The sequence below is a fragment of the Streptomyces sp. NPDC006296 genome, from assembly GCF_040613235.1.
Classification (GTDB): Bacteria; Actinomycetota; Actinomycetes; order Streptomycetales; family Streptomycetaceae; genus Streptomyces.
This window is the reverse complement of record NZ_JBEXRT010000047.1, coordinates 20073-35304: the sequence shown is the minus strand read 5'-3', so window position 1 is coordinate 35304 and position 15232 is coordinate 20073. Positions and strand designations below refer to the sequence as shown.

Here is a 15232-nt window from a genome sequence, read left to right as displayed (position 1 = left end):
GTCGGTGCTCAGCCCCCGGCGGGCACCCTGAGGGCGGCCAGCACGGGCAGGTGGTCCGTGGCCGCCCGCAGGTCCGCACCGGTGACGCCGGGCAGGTCCGCGGGGACGCCGCAGCCGAGGACCTCGATGCCGGCGGTCGCGAACACCGCGTCGATCCGCTTGCGCGGCGATCCCGGCGGGAAGGTGAGCGCGCCGCCCCAGGGCCGGACGGCACGGCAGTCCTGGAGCCGCCCGGCCAGCAGCCGGAAGGCGCTCCCCTCCGGGACGTCGTTGAGGTCGCCGGCCGCGACGGCGTGCGGGACGTCCATCGCCTCGATCCGGTCGAGCAGCGCCCCCGCCTGGGCCAGGCGCTCCTCCCGCTGCAGGCTGAGGTGGCAGCTCACGATCCCGAGCCGGGCCCCGGCGATCCGCACCACGGCCGTGGCCAGGCCGCGGCGGTGCAGCCCCGGGGTGAGCGGCAGCAGGACGTCCTCGGTGCGTTCCACGGTGGCGCGCAGGGAGCAGAGCAGCAGGGGCCCGGCCGCCGTGGCGCCGCCGCCGAGGACCACCAGGTCCGTCCCGGCCGCCAGCCGGGCCGCGGCCTTGCGCCAGCGGAAGAAGCGGGGGGCCTCCTGGACGCACACCAGGTCAGGTGCGCAGGCCCGGACGACCCGGGCCAGGGCACCGGTGTCGTCCTTCATCGAGCGGACGTTGTAGCTGAGCACCCGGATGACGGCTGAACCGTCCGGCTCGGTACGGGAGTCGGGCAGCGGCGTCGGCGTCGGCGTCGTGACCATGCACGGCACGATACGGCGGACGCCCGCCGCTCCCCGGGGGGCGCGACGGGCGTCGGTCGGAACGGGGTGGTGTCAGCCCTGGCGCGCCAGGTCGGCCGCGCCCACCAGACCGGCCTTGCCGCCCAGTTGGGCCGCGAGGACCTGGGCGTGCGGACGCCACTCGCCGCCGATCAGCCAGCGCCGGAAGGACTTGCGGATCGGGTCGAGGACCAGTTCGCCCTCGTCCGAGACGCCGCCGCCGACGATGAAGGCGGACGGGTCGAAGAGCGAGGCCAGGTCGGCCAGTCCGGCGCCGGCCCAGCGGGCCAGCTCGCGGAAGGAGTCGGTGGCCACCGGGCAGCCCTGCCGGGCGGCCTCGCTGATGTGCTTGCCCTCGATGCCGTCCACGGAGCCGTCGCCGAGGCCCAGCAGGATCTGGGCGTTCTCCGGGGTGGCGTTGGCGCGCTGCTTGGCGTACCGCACGAGCGCGCGCCCGGAGGCGTACTGCTCCCAGCAGCCCTGGCTGCCGCAGCCGCAGAGCAGCCCGTCCGGGACGACCCGGATGTGGCCGAACTCGGCGGCCACGCCGAAGCGTCCGCGGCGGAGCTTGTTGCCGATGATGATGCCGCCGCCCAGGCCGGTGCCGAGCGTGATGCAGATGACGTCGTCGTGGCCCTGGCCGGCGCCGAAGCGGTACTCGCCCCAGGCCGCCGCGTTGGCGTCGTTCTCGACGACGACGGGCAGGCCGACGCGCTGCTCGACCTTGTCCTTGAGCGGCTCGTGGCGCCAGTTGATGTTCGGGGCGAACAGCACGGTGGCGCGCTTGTCGTCGACGTACCCGGCAGCGCCGATGCCCACCGCCTCGACGTCGTGCCCCTCGCTCGCTCCGGCCACGGCGGCGCTGATCGCGTCCACGATGCCCTCGGCCGTCGGCGGGGTCGATACCTTGAACGTCGAGAGGATCCGGCCCTCTTCGTCGACCACTCCAGCCGCGATCTTCGTGCCGCCGATATCGACGCCGATGGTGAGTCCCATGAATCCCTCAGTTCCGGTCGAGCCCCGCTACGGCCAACCGTACCCGAGCCGGGGAGGGGCGGTCCCTGCCCAGGGTCAGTCGAGGTCGATGTGTTCGCTGCCGCCGGTGCCCTCGTCACGCGGGTCCGAGGGGTCGTCGGCGGCCTTCTTCCCCGGGCCGGGCGTGTTCCCGGTGCCGGCGGAGGCGCCCTCGGTGCCGCGGGTCCAGCGGTTCTCCTGGCCCTCGACGGCGGTGCGGTAGGCGGCGAGGAGTTCGCTGCCCGCGGCGGCGAGGTGGTCGAAGACCTCCGGGTTGCGCTCGATGACGGGCTCGACGGCGGACCTGGCCTGCCGGATCACCTGCTGGACGGTGCCCTGGGCCGCCATCCCGAGCAGCGGGGACTGGAGCGAGGAGACCTTGTCGGCCACCGCGTCGATCAGCTTGCGCAGCTCCTCGGCCGCGGAGCCCTGCTGCTGCCCGTAGCGGGCCCGGCGGCGGGCCTTCTCCGCGTCGAGGTCCTCGGCGCAGGCCTCCGCCCACGCGTCGTCGTCGGCGGGACGATCGGTGGCTTCACTCATGGCGGACTCCTGCGACGCGGTTGCCTGCGTGACCGTACGGTCCTCGTACCACCGACGTTACCCGAACGGCGGCAGGCCGTTCACGGTGTGCGGGGCCAGAGCGAGGGGTCGGGCGTGAAGCGGACGCGCAGGACGCCGTCGGTCAGCGCCGCTCCGGAGACGGTGCAGCGGCGCAGTGCGGACTCCAGGCGCACGGTCCGGTGGAACGGCCCCGCGGTCAGGAGCAGTTCGTCCCCGCGCCGGACGAGCCGCAGGTCCTCCTTGGCGGCTCCGGGCAGCGGCAGGCACCAGGAGAGGACCCCGTCGTCGGCCGTCTCCGTCCACCAGGGGTCCCCGGCGTGTCCCGGCGCGGGACCGTCGGTCGCGCAGGCCTCGGCGAGCAGCGCCAGGTCCTCGACGGTGCGCGGTTCGCGGCCGAGGTGCGCGCTCTCGCGGACGGGGGTCCCTGGTGCCCACTCCTGGCGCCAGTGGTCCAGGCACTTCTCCTGCCGGGCGGCGAGGTCGGCGAACCAGGGGTCGGCGGAGTGGCGGGGCAGCACCCGGGACGCCACGAGCGCGTCGACGCGCAGCCCGTGCAGGGCGAGTCCGGTACGGGCGGAGCCGAGCGCCTCGCCCGCGGTCCGCCCGGGTTCGGCGACGAGCCGCACGGTCGTGGCGTCGTCCTCGATCAGCGCCTCGACGGCGGCCAGTTCGGCGTCCTTGCGGGCGGCGGCCTCGTACAGCCACTGGGCGGGCATGGGGACACCGGCGAGCTGGGCGAGGACCGGGCGCAGGGCGCGGGCGGCCTGGCGTTCCCTGGGCAGGAGCCGTCGCAGGTAGCGGCGCAGCTGCCCGGGCAGCGCGAGGAGGGCGAGGGCGTCGGTGAGCGGGGGCAGGTCGACGACGAGGACCTCGTGGCCGTCCCGCGCCAGGTCGCCCTCGGCGGCGCGGCGCAGGGTGTGCAGGACGGCCAGCTCCGCACTGCCCGGCAGTTCGGTCAGTTCCTCGCCGTCGAGCCGGTTGGCCCCGAGCAGGTCGAGCACCCCGGACGCGCGTTCCTGGAGGTCGAGGAGCTCGGCGCGGAAGTGCGCGGCGGAGTCGACGCGGACCCAGGCCAGCCGGTCGGTGACCTCGACGGGCTCGCCGGCGGCCGGGGCGGCGGGGAAGGCGGGCACCGCGTCGGCGGAGACCAGGAGGGTGCGGCGGCCGTCGCGGGCCGAGGCGAGCGCGGTCGCCGCGGCGACGGTGGTACGGCCTGCGCCGCCGGGGCCGGTGACGAGGACCGTACGCATGTGGATCAGGCCTTCGGGACGGACTCGACGCGCTTCTTCAGCCCGGCGAGGGCGCGGTCGATGATGACCTTCTCGGCCTTGCGCTTGATCATGCCGAGCAGCGGGATCTTGACGTCGACGGCGAGCCGGTAGGTGACCTGGGTGCGGTCGCCGTCGCCGAGGGGCGCCAGGGCGTAGCTGCCGTCGAGGGCGCGGAGCATCTGGGACTTCACGAGGGTCCAGCCGACCTCGTACTCGCTGTTCCAGGTGTAGGAGAGGACATGGTCGTCCTTGATCGCGCCGGCGTCCAGGACGAGGCGGACCTGTTCGGCGCGGCCCTGGTCGTCGGTGGCGAGGACCTCGGCCTCCTTCACCTCGCCGGTCCATTCCGGATAGCGGGCGAAGTCGGCGATCACTCCCATGACGTCGGCCGGTGCCGCCTCGATCGTGATGCTCGAGCTGGTGTGTTCAGCCATCGCCGTGGCCCTCCAGTGCGGTGTACCGGTCGCGTTCGGCAGAGGCCTGCCGTGTGCAGGCTATCGCGTGCCGGCGGCCGTCCCGCCCGCGCCCCGGCCCGGGGCCGGTCGCCGTGTCGCTCACCACTCCAGGGCCCAGGGCCGCCCGCTCGACGCGAAGTGGCCGACGTTGACGCACTCGGTGGCCCCGATCCGCATCCGGCGGACCAGCGGCTGGTGGACGTGGCCGAAGAAGGCGTAGCGGGGGCGGGTGCGGTGGATGGCGTCCAGGAGTGCGCAGCTGCCGCGCTCGAAGCGCCGGGCCACGGTGTCGTAGGTCAGCTCGGGGACGTCCGGCGGGATGTGCGAGCAGAGCACGTCGACCGGTCCGAGCGCCTCGACCTTGGCGGCGTACTCCTCGTCGCCGATCTCGTACGGCGTGTTCATCGGGGTCCTGAGACCGCCGCCGACGAACCCGAAGACCCGGCCGCCGATCTCGGCACGCTCACCGTCCAGCACGGTCGTACCGGAACGTGCGTACTCGGGCCAGAGCGCGGGCACGTCGACGTTGCCGTAGGTGGCGTAAGTCGGGGTGGGCATCACGGCGAACATCTCGGCGTACTGCTTGCGCACGGCGGAGAGGATCGCCGCGTCGCGGTCCCGGCCCTCCCACAGCGCGCGGCCGAGGGCGCGTGCCTCCTCGAAGCGGCGCGCGGTGCGCAGCTCGACGATGCGGTGGGCGTTGTCGACGCCGAACAGGTCGGGGAAGATGCCGCGCGAATGGTCGGCGTAGTCGAGGAAGAGGACCAGGTCACCCAGGCAGATCAGGGCGTCGGCGCCGTCCCCGGCGCGGGCCAGCGCCTCGGTGTTCCCGTGCACGTCGCTGACGACGTGCACCCGTGTGCGCCGGGTGGGGGTGGTGTGCCGATTCCGGGGTGTGCCGACTCGCATGCCGATCAGCCTAGGTCGCGGCCGGCCGCTCTGGGTAGAGGGCGTCGGACCTGCGGTTACTTCCGGACCCGGACACGGGTGGACTAATGTGCGCCGAAGGACCGCGGATATGTGTGATGCATAAGACATCTGGCCGGAACCCCCTTTCCGGAATCCAGTACCGGTGGGTAACGTCCGGCCGGTCCAGTCGTGCTCACCCCGCTGAGCATCTGCCAGTCTTGGACCGATCCGGTGCGTCGCACAGAGCCGTGGAACCGGAGCCCGATGAGGAGCAGCAGTCTTGCGCGAGTTCAGCCTTCCGGCCCTGTACGAGGTCCCGACGGACGGCAACCTGACGGATCTCATCCGCCGCAACGCCGCTCAGCATCCCGATGTCGCGGTGATGAGCAGGAAGGTGGCCGGCGTCTGGACGGACGTCACGGCGACCCGGTTCCTCGCCGAGGTCAGAGACACCGCCCGGGGCCTGATCGCGTCGGGCGTGCAGCCCGGGGACCGGGTCGCGCTGATGTCCCGCACCCGTTTCGAGTGGGTCCTGCTGGACTTCGCCATCTGGTGCGCGGGCGCGGTCACCGTGCCGGTGTACGAGACCAGCTCGCCCGAGCAGGTCCAGTGGATACTCGGCGACTCGGGCGCGGTCGCGGTCGTCGTGGAGAGCGCCGCGCACGCGGAGTGCGTCGCGGCCGTACGGGACCGGCTGCCGGGCCTGGACCACGTCTGGGAGATCGACCGGGGCGCCGTCGGGGACCTCGTCGAGGCGGGTGCCGGTGTCTCCGACGAGACGCTGGACCTGCGCATGGTGAGCGCGAAGGCGGACGACCCGGCGACGATCGTCTACACCTCGGGCACGACCGGCCGCCCCAAGGGCTGTGTGCTGACCCACCGCAGCTTCTTCGCGGAGTGCGGCAACGTCGTGGAGCGCCTCAAGCCCCTCTTCCGCACCGGTGAGTGCTCCGTCCTGCTCTTCCTGCCCACCGCGCACGTCTTCGGCCGGCTGGTCGAGGTCGCCTCGGTGATGGCACCGATCAAGCTCGGCTGCGTGCCGGACATCAAGAACCTCACCGACGAACTGGCCTCGTTCCGGCCGACGCTGATCCTCGGCGTGCCGCGGGTGTTCGAGAAGGTGTACAACGCGGCGCGGGCCAAGGCCCAGGCCGACGGCAAGGGCCGGATCTTCGACCGGGCCGCCGGCACCGCGATCGCGTACAGCCGGGCGCTGGGCACCCCGGAGGGCCCCTCGCTGGGGCTGCGGATCAGGCACAAGGTCTTCGACAAGCTGGTGTTCGGCAAGCTGCGCGCCGTGCTCGGCGGCCGCGGCGAGTACGCGATCTCCGGCGGGGCCCCGCTGGGCGAGCGGCTCGGCCACTTCTTCCGCGGTATCGGCTTCACGGTGCTGGAGGGCTACGGCCTCACCGAGTCGTGCGCCGCGACGGCCTTCAACCCGTGGGACCGGCAGAAGATCGGCACGGTCGGCCAGCCGCTGCCCGGCTCGGTGGTGCGGATCGCCGACGACGGCGAGGTGCTGCTGCACGGCGAGCACCTGTTCACCGGGTACTGGGAGAACGAGGCGGCGACGGCCGAGGCGCTGGCCGACGGCTGGTTCCACACCGGGGACATCGGCACGCTCGACGAGGACGGCTACCTCGCGATCACCGGGCGGAAGAAGGAGATCATCGTCACCGCGGGCGGGAAGAACGTCGCCCCCGCGGTGATCGAGGACCGGATCCGCGCGCACGCCCTGGTCGCGGAGTGCATGGTGGTCGGTGACGGCCGGCCGTTCGTCGGCGCCCTGCTCACGCTCGACGAGGAGTTCCTCTCCCGCTGGGCCGAGGAGCACGGCAAGCCGGCCGGTTCGACGGCGCTCTCGCTGCGGCAGGACCCCGAGCTGCTGGCCGAGGTGCAGCGGGCGGTGGACGAGGGCAACGCGGCGGTCTCCAAGGCGGAGTCGGTCCGCAAGTTCCGTGTGCTGGGCGCGCAGTTCACCGAGGAGGCGGGCCACATCACGCCGTCGCTGAAGCTGAAGCGCAACGTCGTGGCGAAGGACTTCGCGGACGAGGTCGAGTCGATCTACCGCGGCTGATCCCGGGGACGTCCCTCCGCCGGGGGCCCGCACCGCGACCGGTGCGGGCCCCCGCCGCGGGTGCGCTCAGAGCAGCGAGCGCAGGCGTTCCGCGAGCAGGTCCCAGCGCCACTTCTCCTCGACCCAGGTCCGGCCCCGCTCGCCCATGCGCCGGCGCAGCGCGGGGTCGCCGAGCAGGGTGACGACGCGGTCGGCGCAGTCCTCGGCGGAGCCGCCCCGGACCACCCAGCCGGTCTCGCCGTCGAGCACGGCGTCCGGGGCCCCGCCCGAGTCACCGGCGACGACGGGCAGACCGGTCGCCGACGCCTCCAGATAGACGATGCCGAGGCCCTCGACGTCGAGCCCGCCCCGGCGGGTCCGGCAGGGCATGGCGAACACGTCACCGGCGCCGTAGTGGGCCGGCAGCTCCTCCCAGGGCACCGGTCCGGTGAAGCGCACGGAGTCCTGGACACCGGTCTCGGCCGCCAGCTTCTTCAGCTGTCCGGCGTACGGGCCGCCGCCCACGACCAGCAGGACGGCGTCCGGCACCCGCGCCAGGATCGCGGGCATGGCCAGGACGAGGGTGTCCTGGCCCTTGCGGGGCACGAGCCGCGACACGCACACGACGACGGGCCGGTCGCTGAGTCCGAGCCGGGCCCTGACCCGCTCTCCGCCGGACGCGGGGTGGAAGGTCTTCTCGTCGACGCCGGGCGGCAGCTGCACCATACGGCCGGCGGCCTCCGGGGTGAGCGCCGCGGCGATCCTGGACCGGGTGTACTCGCCGAGGTAGGTGAGGGTGTCGGTGCCCTCGCCGATGCGCCGCAGCAGCTGCCGGGACGCGGGCAGCTGCGCCCAGCCGGCCTCGTGGCCGTGGGTGGTGGCGACGATCCGGCGGGCGCCGGCCCCGCGCAGCGCGGGCGCCATCAGCCCGAGGGGGGCGGCCGCTCCGAACCACACGGAGGAGCAGCCGTGTTCGCGCAGCAGCCCGACCGCCCGCCGGGTGACCCGGGGCGTGGGCAGCAGCATCGTCGTGCGGTCGCGCACGACGGTGAACGGCTGCTCGGCGTCGAAGGCGGCGGTGGCCTCGGCACCCTCCGCCCCGCGCTTCCAGGTGGAGGCGTAGACGACGAGCCGCTCGGGGTCCATCCGCAGCGCCATGTTGTGCAGGAAGGCCTGGATGCCGCCGGGGCGGGGCGGGAAGTCGTTCGTCACGATCAGCGTCTTGTCCATCGCCGCAGACAGTACCGGGCGGTCCTTCGGCCCTGCCTGACGGCTCCCGCACGGCCGGTGACTGCATCATGGCGGCATGACGGTCAGGACAGGTACGCGTGACCGCGGTTCCCCGGGTCTGCGGCTCGCCGTGTGGGGCCTCACCCGGGCGGTGCTGCTGCTCTGCATCTTCAAGGTGTTCACGGTTCCGGGCCCCGACGTCACGAGCGACGTCTCGGTGATCTACCGGGGCTGGTACGGGGTGTTCCACGCCGGTTCGTATCCGCTGGACGACGTGACCTGGCAGTATCCGCCGGCCGCCGCGCTCGCGGTGCTCTCCCCCGACCTGCTGCCCTTCCTGGACTACGCCTCCGCCTTCTTCGTCCTCGCCCTGGTGTGCGACGCGCTGGTCTTCGGGCTGCTGTCGTACGCGGGCGGCCGCCCGGGCATGCGGCACGCGGGCACCCGGCTCTGGGTGGCGGGCGTGCCGCTGCTCGGGCCGACGGTGTACGCCCGCTACGACCTGATGGTGACGGCGGTCGCGGTGGCGGCGCTCCTCGCGGGGGTGCGCCACCCGCGGGTGCTGGGGGCGCTGGCCGCCTTCGGGGCGCTGCTGAAGGTCTGGCCGGTGCTGTTGCTGGTGGGGACGGTGCGGGGACGGGAGACGCGCCGCGCCTGGTCGGCCGCGGCACTGACGGCGGCCGGGCTGGCCCTGGCCGCCGCCGTGGTGCTGCCCGGCGGGTACGCCTTCCTGACGTTCCAGCGCGACCGGGGGCTGGAGGTGGAGTCGCTGGGGGCGCTGGTCTTCCACGTGGCCCGGCAGTTCGGCTGGGAGGGCCGGGTGGAGCTCCGCTACGGCTCGATGGAGTTCGCCGGCCCCCAGGTGGCGCTGGTGAGCACGCTGATGCTGGCGCTGAGCGTCCTCGCCCTCGGCTGGCTCCTGGTGTGGCGGCTGCGGGCCCGTACCTTCGCGGTGCACACCACGGCGGACGCCGCGTTCACCGCGGTGCTGCTGTTCACCGTGACCAGCCGGGTCATCAGCCCCCAGTACATGGTGTGGCCGCTCGGGCTCGCCGCGGTGTGCCTGGTCTTCCGGGGCAGCCGGATGGCCGGGCCGGGCTGTCTGGTCCTGGCGGCGACCGCGGTCACGCTGCTGGAGTTCCCGCTCGGCTTCTCGCACGTGGTGGCGAGCGACGCCCGGGGCGTGCTCCTCATGGTGCTGCGCAACGGGCTGCTCGTCGCGGCGGCGCTGACGGCGGGCCGGCGGCTCTGGCGGGACACCGTGCCGGGGGCGCGGCGGGGACCTTCGGCGCAGGACGTCAGCCGAGACGGGCGCGCAGGTACTCCCGCCAGCGCGCGGTGAAGTCCTCGGGGGTGGTGCCGAGCACCGTGTGCAGGGCCCGTTCCACGGACCCCTCCCGCTGCGGACGGCTCCCCACCGCCTCGTAGAAGGCGGTCAGCTCCGCCTCGCCCCAGTCCCGGGCGATCAGCTCGCAGGCCAGCCAGGCGCCCTCGTAGGCCCGGGAGAGCTTCCCGGCGTCCTCGGCGAAGCCGAAGTCCTCGTCGGACGGCAGCTGTGCGGGCAGGCCGCCGGAGCGGACCGCCTCGGCGAGGTCCGGCGCGATCTCCGGGGCGGTGCGGCTCTCCCCGCGGTAGGCGGTCCAGTCGGCGAAGCCCTCGGAGAGCCAGACCGGGGTGGCGGCGGAGGTGTGCGCCCGGGTCGCCACGTGGGTGGTCTCGTGGGTCAGCACGACCCGCTGCCCGAAGTCCCCGAGCATTCCGTACGCCTGCGGGTTGACGATCACCCGGTCCGCCGGGGCCCGGCCGCTGCCGCCCACCTCCCCGGTGGTGACGGCCGCGATGCCCCGGTAGCCCGCCGCGGGCGAGCCCAGGAGCCCCGCCATGTCCTCCACGGACGCGGGGACGAGCACCACGACCCGCTCGGCCCAGGGCTCGGGCCAGGCCCCCGTGACGACCGGGACGGCCCGGTCCGTGGTGTCCGCGATCCGGCGCAGTTCCGCGTCCCGGCGGCCCACCCCGAGGACGAGGCTGCGCGCGCCCCGGACGACCTCGACGTCGCCCTGCTGCCAGAGCAGCCCGGGGGCGCCCTCGGCGGCCCGGTCCGCGGCGACGTACCAGGTGCGGTCCTCGCCACGGCGGACCAGCTCCACCGTGCGGGAGGAGGTCATGGGGGCCTTGTCGTAGCCCCGGATCCGGTAGCGCAGCTCGACCTCGGCGGTGGCCCGGTCCGCGCTCCGCTCCGTCACGTGCCCCACGGCGTACGCCCAGGACTCCAGCGGTACGTCGGCGAGGTTGCGCAGCTCGGTGCGCTGGGCGGCCCGGAAGGACGTGGCGCGGGGGTCGAGCGCGGCCAGGTAGGCGTCGGTGTCGTGCGCCAGGACGGCGGCGGCCCGGCGGTCCAGGGTGGCGCCGATCTCCCGCGCGGTCAGGCCCGGGGGGACGTCCCGGGGCGCGGAGCAGGCGGGCGCGAGCAGCAGGACGGCGAGCACGGCGCCCGCCGTGCCCCGTCCGCGGGTGCGGTCCCGCCGCGCGTCCTGCGTCCGAACAGCCATTCAGCCGATCGTACGGTCAGACGCGCGTGACCGAGGAGACGGGCATCATGCCGACGGGGTCGTAGCGCACCGACGCACCGGGGTACGGGGCGTGGATGACCTGGCCGTTCCCCGCGTACATCCCGATGTGGCTCGCGTCCGCGCGGTAGGCGACGAGGTCGCCGGGCCGCGCCTGCGACAGCGGCACCGTGCGGCCGGCGTACCGCTGGGCCTGCGAGGTCCGGGGCAGGGCGACACCGGCCTGGGCGTACGCCCACTGCATCAGCCCGGAGCAGTCGAACGCGGAGGGGCCGCCGGCGCCCCAGACGTACGGGCGTCCCAGTGCCTGCCGGGCCGCGGCGAGGGCCGCCAGCCCGCGTGCGGAGGCGGGGGCGTCCCCGGCGAGCGTCCCGGGGTCCGCGGAGCGCGAGGCACGCCCGAGCGGCGCGCGGTCGCCGTCCGGCAGCGTGCGCAGCAGGTGCCTGGCCCGCTCCAGCTTGGTCTCCACGGTGCGCTTGTGCCGGGCCACCGCGGCGCGGTCGCGCTCCATGGCGGCGAGGGCCCCGGCGGCCTCCGCGCGGCTCTGGGCGATCCTGCGCTGGGCGCGCCGCAGCTTGCTCAGCGTGACGGCCCTGCGCTCGCCCGCGCGGTCCAGGGCGGCGGCCCGGTCCAGGAAGGTGTCCGGGTCGGAGGAGAGCAGCAGCGCGACCGAGGGGTCGATGCCGCCCGTGCGGTACTGCGCGCCCGCCATCGAGCCGAGGGACGCGCGCAGCTGGTTGACGTCCTCCTGCGTCCGGGCCGCCGCGTCCTGGGCCGCGGCGATCCGGCCGCGCAGCAGGCCCAGGTCCTCCCGGGCGCCGTTGTAGCGCTCGGTGGCGCGCTCGGCCTCCGCGTACAGCCGGTCGACGGCCGCCCTGGCCGTCTCGTGGGTGTCCTCGGGCGCGGCGCCCGCGGGGGCGGCGCCGAGGGCCGCGGCGGCGGTGGCCATGGCGGCCGACAGGACGGTGATCCGGACGGCCCGGTCGGGACCGGGCCGGTCGGGGCGGCGATGCGACACCACAGGAAGCCGCACTCCCTTCCGCTGTACGCAGACGTGCGCGGCCCCTGCCGCCCGGGCCGGGCGGAACGACGACCGTGAGCCGCACGGCAGCGCAGACAGTAACCGGACGGACACGCCGTGACCAACGGCCACGCCGGAGGAGGAGGCGGACGAAAGAGCCCCGCCCCGCCGGTGACCTGTGGTCTCCGGCGGGGCGGGGCTCAGTCGGGGGGTGCGGTGATTCGCCCGTTCGGGCGTCAGACGCGCACGCCGAACTGGAAGGTGCCCATGTAGTCCATCGACTCGTAGCGGACCACGGCGCCCGGCTTCGGGGCGTGCAGGATCTGGTTGTTGCCCGCGTACAGGCCCACGTGCGAGGTGTTGTTGAAGAAGACCAGGTCGCCCGGCTTCAGACCGCCGCGGCCGATCCGGACACCGTCGTTGATCTGGGTGTACGTGGTGCGGGTGATCTGGACGCCGGCCTGGGCGTAGGCCCACTGGGTCAGACCCGAGCAGTCGAACGAGTTGGGGCCGGTGCCGCCGGAGACGTACGGCTTGCCCTGCTGCGTGGACGCGGCCTGGAGGGCGGCGGCGCCGCGGGCGGACGCCGGGACCTCGTTGCCGAGCTCGACCCGGTCACCGGCGGCGCGGCTGGCGCGCTGCTCCTCCTGGGCCATCTTGGCCCGCTCGGCGGCGGTGAGGGTGTTCAGCAGCTTCTGGGCGTCGGCCAGCTTGCCCTGGTACTTCTTCTTGTTCTCGTTCAGCGACTTGCGGACGTCGGCGAGGTCCGCGAGCTTGCCCTGCGCCTCCTTGCGCTGCTGCGCGAGGGTGCGCTGCTTCGCCTGGATCTTCTGCAGCGACTCGGCCTGCTTGGCCGTCAGCTGGTCGAGCGCGGAGGCCTGGTCGAGGAAGCTGTCCGGGTCCGAGGAGAGCAGCAGCTGCACGGACGGGTCGAGCCCGCCGGAGCGGTACTGCGCGGTCGCGAGCGAACCGAGCTCGCCACGCAGGGCGTTGAGCTCGTCCTGGCCGCGGGCGACCTTGTCCTGGAGGGCGTCGGCCTGCTCCTTGAGCTTGTCCTGCTGCTCCTTGGCGCCGTTGGCCTTCTCGGTGGCTTCCTCGGCCTCGTGGTAGAGCTTGTCGACCTTCGCCTTGACCTCGCTCTTGGTCGGCTTGGGGTCGGCGTGGGCGGCCTGGGAGGTCAGGGCCACGGCCGCTGCGGCGGTCGCGGTGAGCACGGTCACGCGGGTGCGGCTCGGCTGCTTGGGACGACGGTGGGACGCCACGAAGGCGAGCTCCTTCTTCCTCGAGCCGCCTACCGGGTAGTGGGGGATGACATACGGATCCCCGGCTCCGTGCATGTCACGGACTCGGCGGTTCCTTCGCCGTCACCCCGGATGGGTAATCAACCGTGCGAAGGTTCGAAGCCTGACCCTAGTGACCATCTTGTGATCAGTTCAAATCCTCACGGGGAAAATCTCGTCACACCAGGCACTTCTTTACTTTCACCGCACTGCGTGTAGCGGCGACTTGACGGTACGTTCCATGAAATCCGGCAAGTCGCGCATGACCGACATGGCGCCTCAGACGCGCGAAAGGCGCTTCAGGAGCAAGGCGGACGCGACCGGCCGCGCACCGGCCTTCGCGACGCCGTCGGCCACTTCGCGGTCGGTGGAGACCACCACGACGGGCCGGCCCGGCGGTTCGGCGCGCGCCAGCTGCCGGATCAGCTCGTCCGCGGTCACCCCGGCCTTGCTGAAGAGCACCCGCACCCCGCGGGGCGGTGCGAGGAGCACCGGGACGGCCAGCTCGGCGCCGTCGAAGACACAGGTCATCTCGGCACCGGTCTGCGCCGCGAGGACCGAGAGGCCGCCCAGCAGGCGCAACCGCTGCTTCTCCAGGGGCATCTGGGGATAGCCGGTCTTCGTGACGTTGTAGCCGTCGACGATCAGATGGGCCTGCGGGAGGGCCAGCAACTGGTCGAGCAGCGCCGGGTCGGTCTCCGAAAGGGCCCTGGCGGCGATGTCCTTGGGGGACATCCGGCCGGGCTCCACCGCCTCGACGCCGTCCGCGGGGCGGAGCGAGGAGGGCGGCAGGGCCAGCTCGCGGCGCAGCCCCTGCGCGGCGTCGAGCACGGTGTCCAGGAGCAGCCGCAGCCGCATGTCCTCGACCGAGCGCCCCTCACGGGCCGCCCTGCGGCCCGCCTCCACCGAGGACTCCGCCTCGGCCAGCCGCGCCTTGAGCCGGCGGGTCTCGCTCTCGGCGGCGGAGACCTGGGCGGCGCTCTCGGCGCGTACGCTGTCGGTCTCGGCGCCCGCCTTGCGCAGGGCCGCCTCCCCGCGCTTCACCTCGCTGAGGGCGCTGCGCAGTTTGCGGTGCAGGGAGTCGCCCTCCTTGCGGGCCGCCTCCAGCTCCGCGCGCAGCCGTTCGGTGTCCGCCCTGGTCTGGCCGCGGGCGCGGTCGAGCTCCTCGCGCAGCCGCTCCAGCTCGCGCCTGGCCTCCTCGTCCGCACGCTCGGCGTGCGCCCGCTGGACCTCCTCGCCGGCTGCGGCGACCAGCTTGACCCAGCCGGGCGGCCGCAGCACGTAGGCGGCGGCCGCCACGTCGACCGGGTCGGCGGCGGCGGGCGGCGCACCGGACTCCAGGGCCCCGGCCAGCTCGGGCTGGGTCTGGCCGATGCGCTCGGCGATGCGCCGGCGGAACACCGGGTCGCTCTCCAGGGCAGCGGCCATGGCGTTACCGGCGAACTTGGCCCGCCGGCTCGGGGTGAAGCGGGCGTACTGCCGCAGCTGGGCGGGGAGTTCACCGACGGTCAGCCCGCCGAACGCGTCCGAGACCAGCGCCACCACCCTGCGGCGGACGCCTTCGGGCAGCGGACGGTCGAGCGACTCGTCGGCGCCGCCGGCCGCGTCGGCCGGTCCGGTGCCGCCTGTCGGCTGCTCCACCTTCCATCACCCCTATGTGTCTGTCCGCGCGGCTCCGTCAGGAGTCGGCACCAGGCCTGTCGACCAGCTCGATCTGGTCCAGGGCGTTGCACCAGCGGCAGCGCACCGACTCGATGGTCTCACTGACCACCTCTCGCTCCTCGACACTCGACTCCCCGGCCAGGTCGAGGTGCACGTACTCCACGACCTTCGAGGAGCGCGTCACGTCGAAACGGGTGAGGTTGCCGCAGAGCGTGCAGCGCCAGCGGGTCCCGGCGGTCGGCTGGGGAACCGTCGTCATCGTTGCGTCCTCTTTCGTCGTGCGTCGAGTCTCGTGCGTGCCCGGGTCGTCGATCTCGCGGTGCGCCGTCGAACTGCGGATGTCCTCCCGCAACCCTACGGCCTCGTGCATACCGGCCGACACGGCGAGGCGCTCTGCCCCGTTCCGGGC

The 15232-nt window shown here is 73.9% G+C and carries 14 protein-coding genes; 2 read left to right on the top strand and 12 right to left on the bottom strand.

Annotated elements, in window-relative coordinates:
- Nucleotides 1-8: 8 nt before the first annotated feature.
- The 6 genes from ABZ172_RS26025 to ABZ172_RS26000 form a co-directional block, all read right to left on the bottom strand.
- Complete coding sequence (locus ABZ172_RS26025; protein WP_356887022.1) at nucleotides 9-776, bottom strand: endonuclease/exonuclease/phosphatase family protein; 768 nt, start codon at nucleotides 774-776, stop codon at nucleotides 9-11.
- A 72-nt stretch (nucleotides 777-848) separates the two neighbouring features.
- Nucleotides 849-1790, bottom strand: coding sequence for an ROK family glucokinase (locus ABZ172_RS26020; protein ID WP_356887020.1), 942 nt, complete (start codon nucleotides 1788-1790; stop codon nucleotides 849-851).
- Between the two features lie 75 nt (nucleotides 1791-1865).
- Nucleotides 1866-2348 carry a DUF5304 domain-containing protein gene (locus ABZ172_RS26015; protein ID WP_356887019.1) on the bottom strand — a complete coding sequence of 161 codons (483 nt, stop codon included), beginning with the start codon at nucleotides 2346-2348 and terminating at the stop codon, nucleotides 1866-1868.
- An 80-nt stretch (nucleotides 2349-2428) separates the two neighbouring features.
- Nucleotides 2429-3619: an ArsA-related P-loop ATPase gene (locus tag ABZ172_RS26010; protein WP_356887018.1), complete on the bottom strand. Its 1191-nt coding sequence runs from the start codon at nucleotides 3617-3619 to the stop codon at nucleotides 2429-2431.
- Nucleotides 3620-3624: 5 nt separating this feature from the next.
- The gene (locus tag ABZ172_RS26005; RefSeq protein ID WP_356887017.1) at nucleotides 3625-4074 is read right to left on the bottom strand and encodes an SRPBCC family protein; all 450 of its coding nucleotides are present in this window, start codon (nucleotides 4072-4074) and stop codon (nucleotides 3625-3627) included.
- Nucleotides 4075-4194: 120 nt separating this feature from the next.
- Nucleotides 4195-5004: a metallophosphoesterase gene (locus ABZ172_RS26000; protein WP_356887015.1), complete on the bottom strand. Its 810-nt coding sequence runs from the start codon at nucleotides 5002-5004 to the stop codon at nucleotides 4195-4197.
- Nucleotides 5005-5284: 280 nt separating this feature from the next.
- Here ABZ172_RS26000 and ABZ172_RS25995 point away from each other — a divergent pair, with 280 nt between their 5' ends.
- Nucleotides 5285-7081: an AMP-dependent synthetase/ligase gene (locus tag ABZ172_RS25995; protein WP_356887013.1), complete on the top strand. Its 1797-nt coding sequence runs from the start codon at nucleotides 5285-5287 to the stop codon at nucleotides 7079-7081.
- 66 nt (nucleotides 7082-7147) lie between these two features.
- On the opposite strand, the gene ABZ172_RS25990 is transcribed toward ABZ172_RS25995, so the two are convergent.
- The gene (locus tag ABZ172_RS25990) at nucleotides 7148-8290 is read right to left on the bottom strand and encodes a glycosyltransferase family 4 protein (protein ID WP_356887011.1); all 1143 of its coding nucleotides are present in this window, start codon (nucleotides 8288-8290) and stop codon (nucleotides 7148-7150) included.
- A 76-nt stretch (nucleotides 8291-8366) separates the two neighbouring features.
- Here ABZ172_RS25990 and ABZ172_RS25985 point away from each other — a divergent pair, with 76 nt between their 5' ends.
- Nucleotides 8367-9632 (top strand): glycosyltransferase family 87 protein, encoded by a 1266-nt coding sequence (locus ABZ172_RS25985; RefSeq protein WP_356887009.1) that lies wholly within the window; start codon nucleotides 8367-8369, stop codon nucleotides 9630-9632.
- Here the strand turns inward: ABZ172_RS25985 and ABZ172_RS25980 are convergent.
- From ABZ172_RS25980 to ABZ172_RS25960, 5 genes are all read right to left on the bottom strand, one after another.
- Nucleotides 9589-10842: a hypothetical protein gene (locus ABZ172_RS25980; protein ID WP_356887007.1), complete on the bottom strand. Its 1254-nt coding sequence runs from the start codon at nucleotides 10840-10842 to the stop codon at nucleotides 9589-9591. The two genes, ABZ172_RS25985 and ABZ172_RS25980, sit on opposite strands and share 44 nt — an antisense overlap.
- 16 nt (nucleotides 10843-10858) lie before the next feature.
- Nucleotides 10859-11881, bottom strand: a complete 1023-nt coding sequence (locus ABZ172_RS25975) for a C40 family peptidase (protein WP_356887005.1) — start codon at nucleotides 11879-11881, stop codon at nucleotides 10859-10861.
- 236 nt (nucleotides 11882-12117) lie between these two features.
- Complete coding sequence (locus tag ABZ172_RS25970; protein WP_356887003.1) at nucleotides 12118-13143, bottom strand: NlpC/P60 family protein; 1026 nt, start codon at nucleotides 13141-13143, stop codon at nucleotides 12118-12120.
- Between the two features lie 297 nt (nucleotides 13144-13440).
- On the bottom strand, nucleotides 13441-14802 hold the full coding sequence (locus ABZ172_RS25965) for an NYN domain-containing protein (RefSeq protein WP_356887002.1): 1362 nt from the start codon (nucleotides 14800-14802) through the stop codon (nucleotides 13441-13443).
- 37 nt (nucleotides 14803-14839) lie between these two features.
- The gene (locus ABZ172_RS25960; protein WP_356887001.1) at nucleotides 14840-15082 is read right to left on the bottom strand and encodes a hypothetical protein; all 243 of its coding nucleotides are present in this window, start codon (nucleotides 15080-15082) and stop codon (nucleotides 14840-14842) included.
- Between the last annotated feature and the right edge of the window lie 150 nt (nucleotides 15083-15232).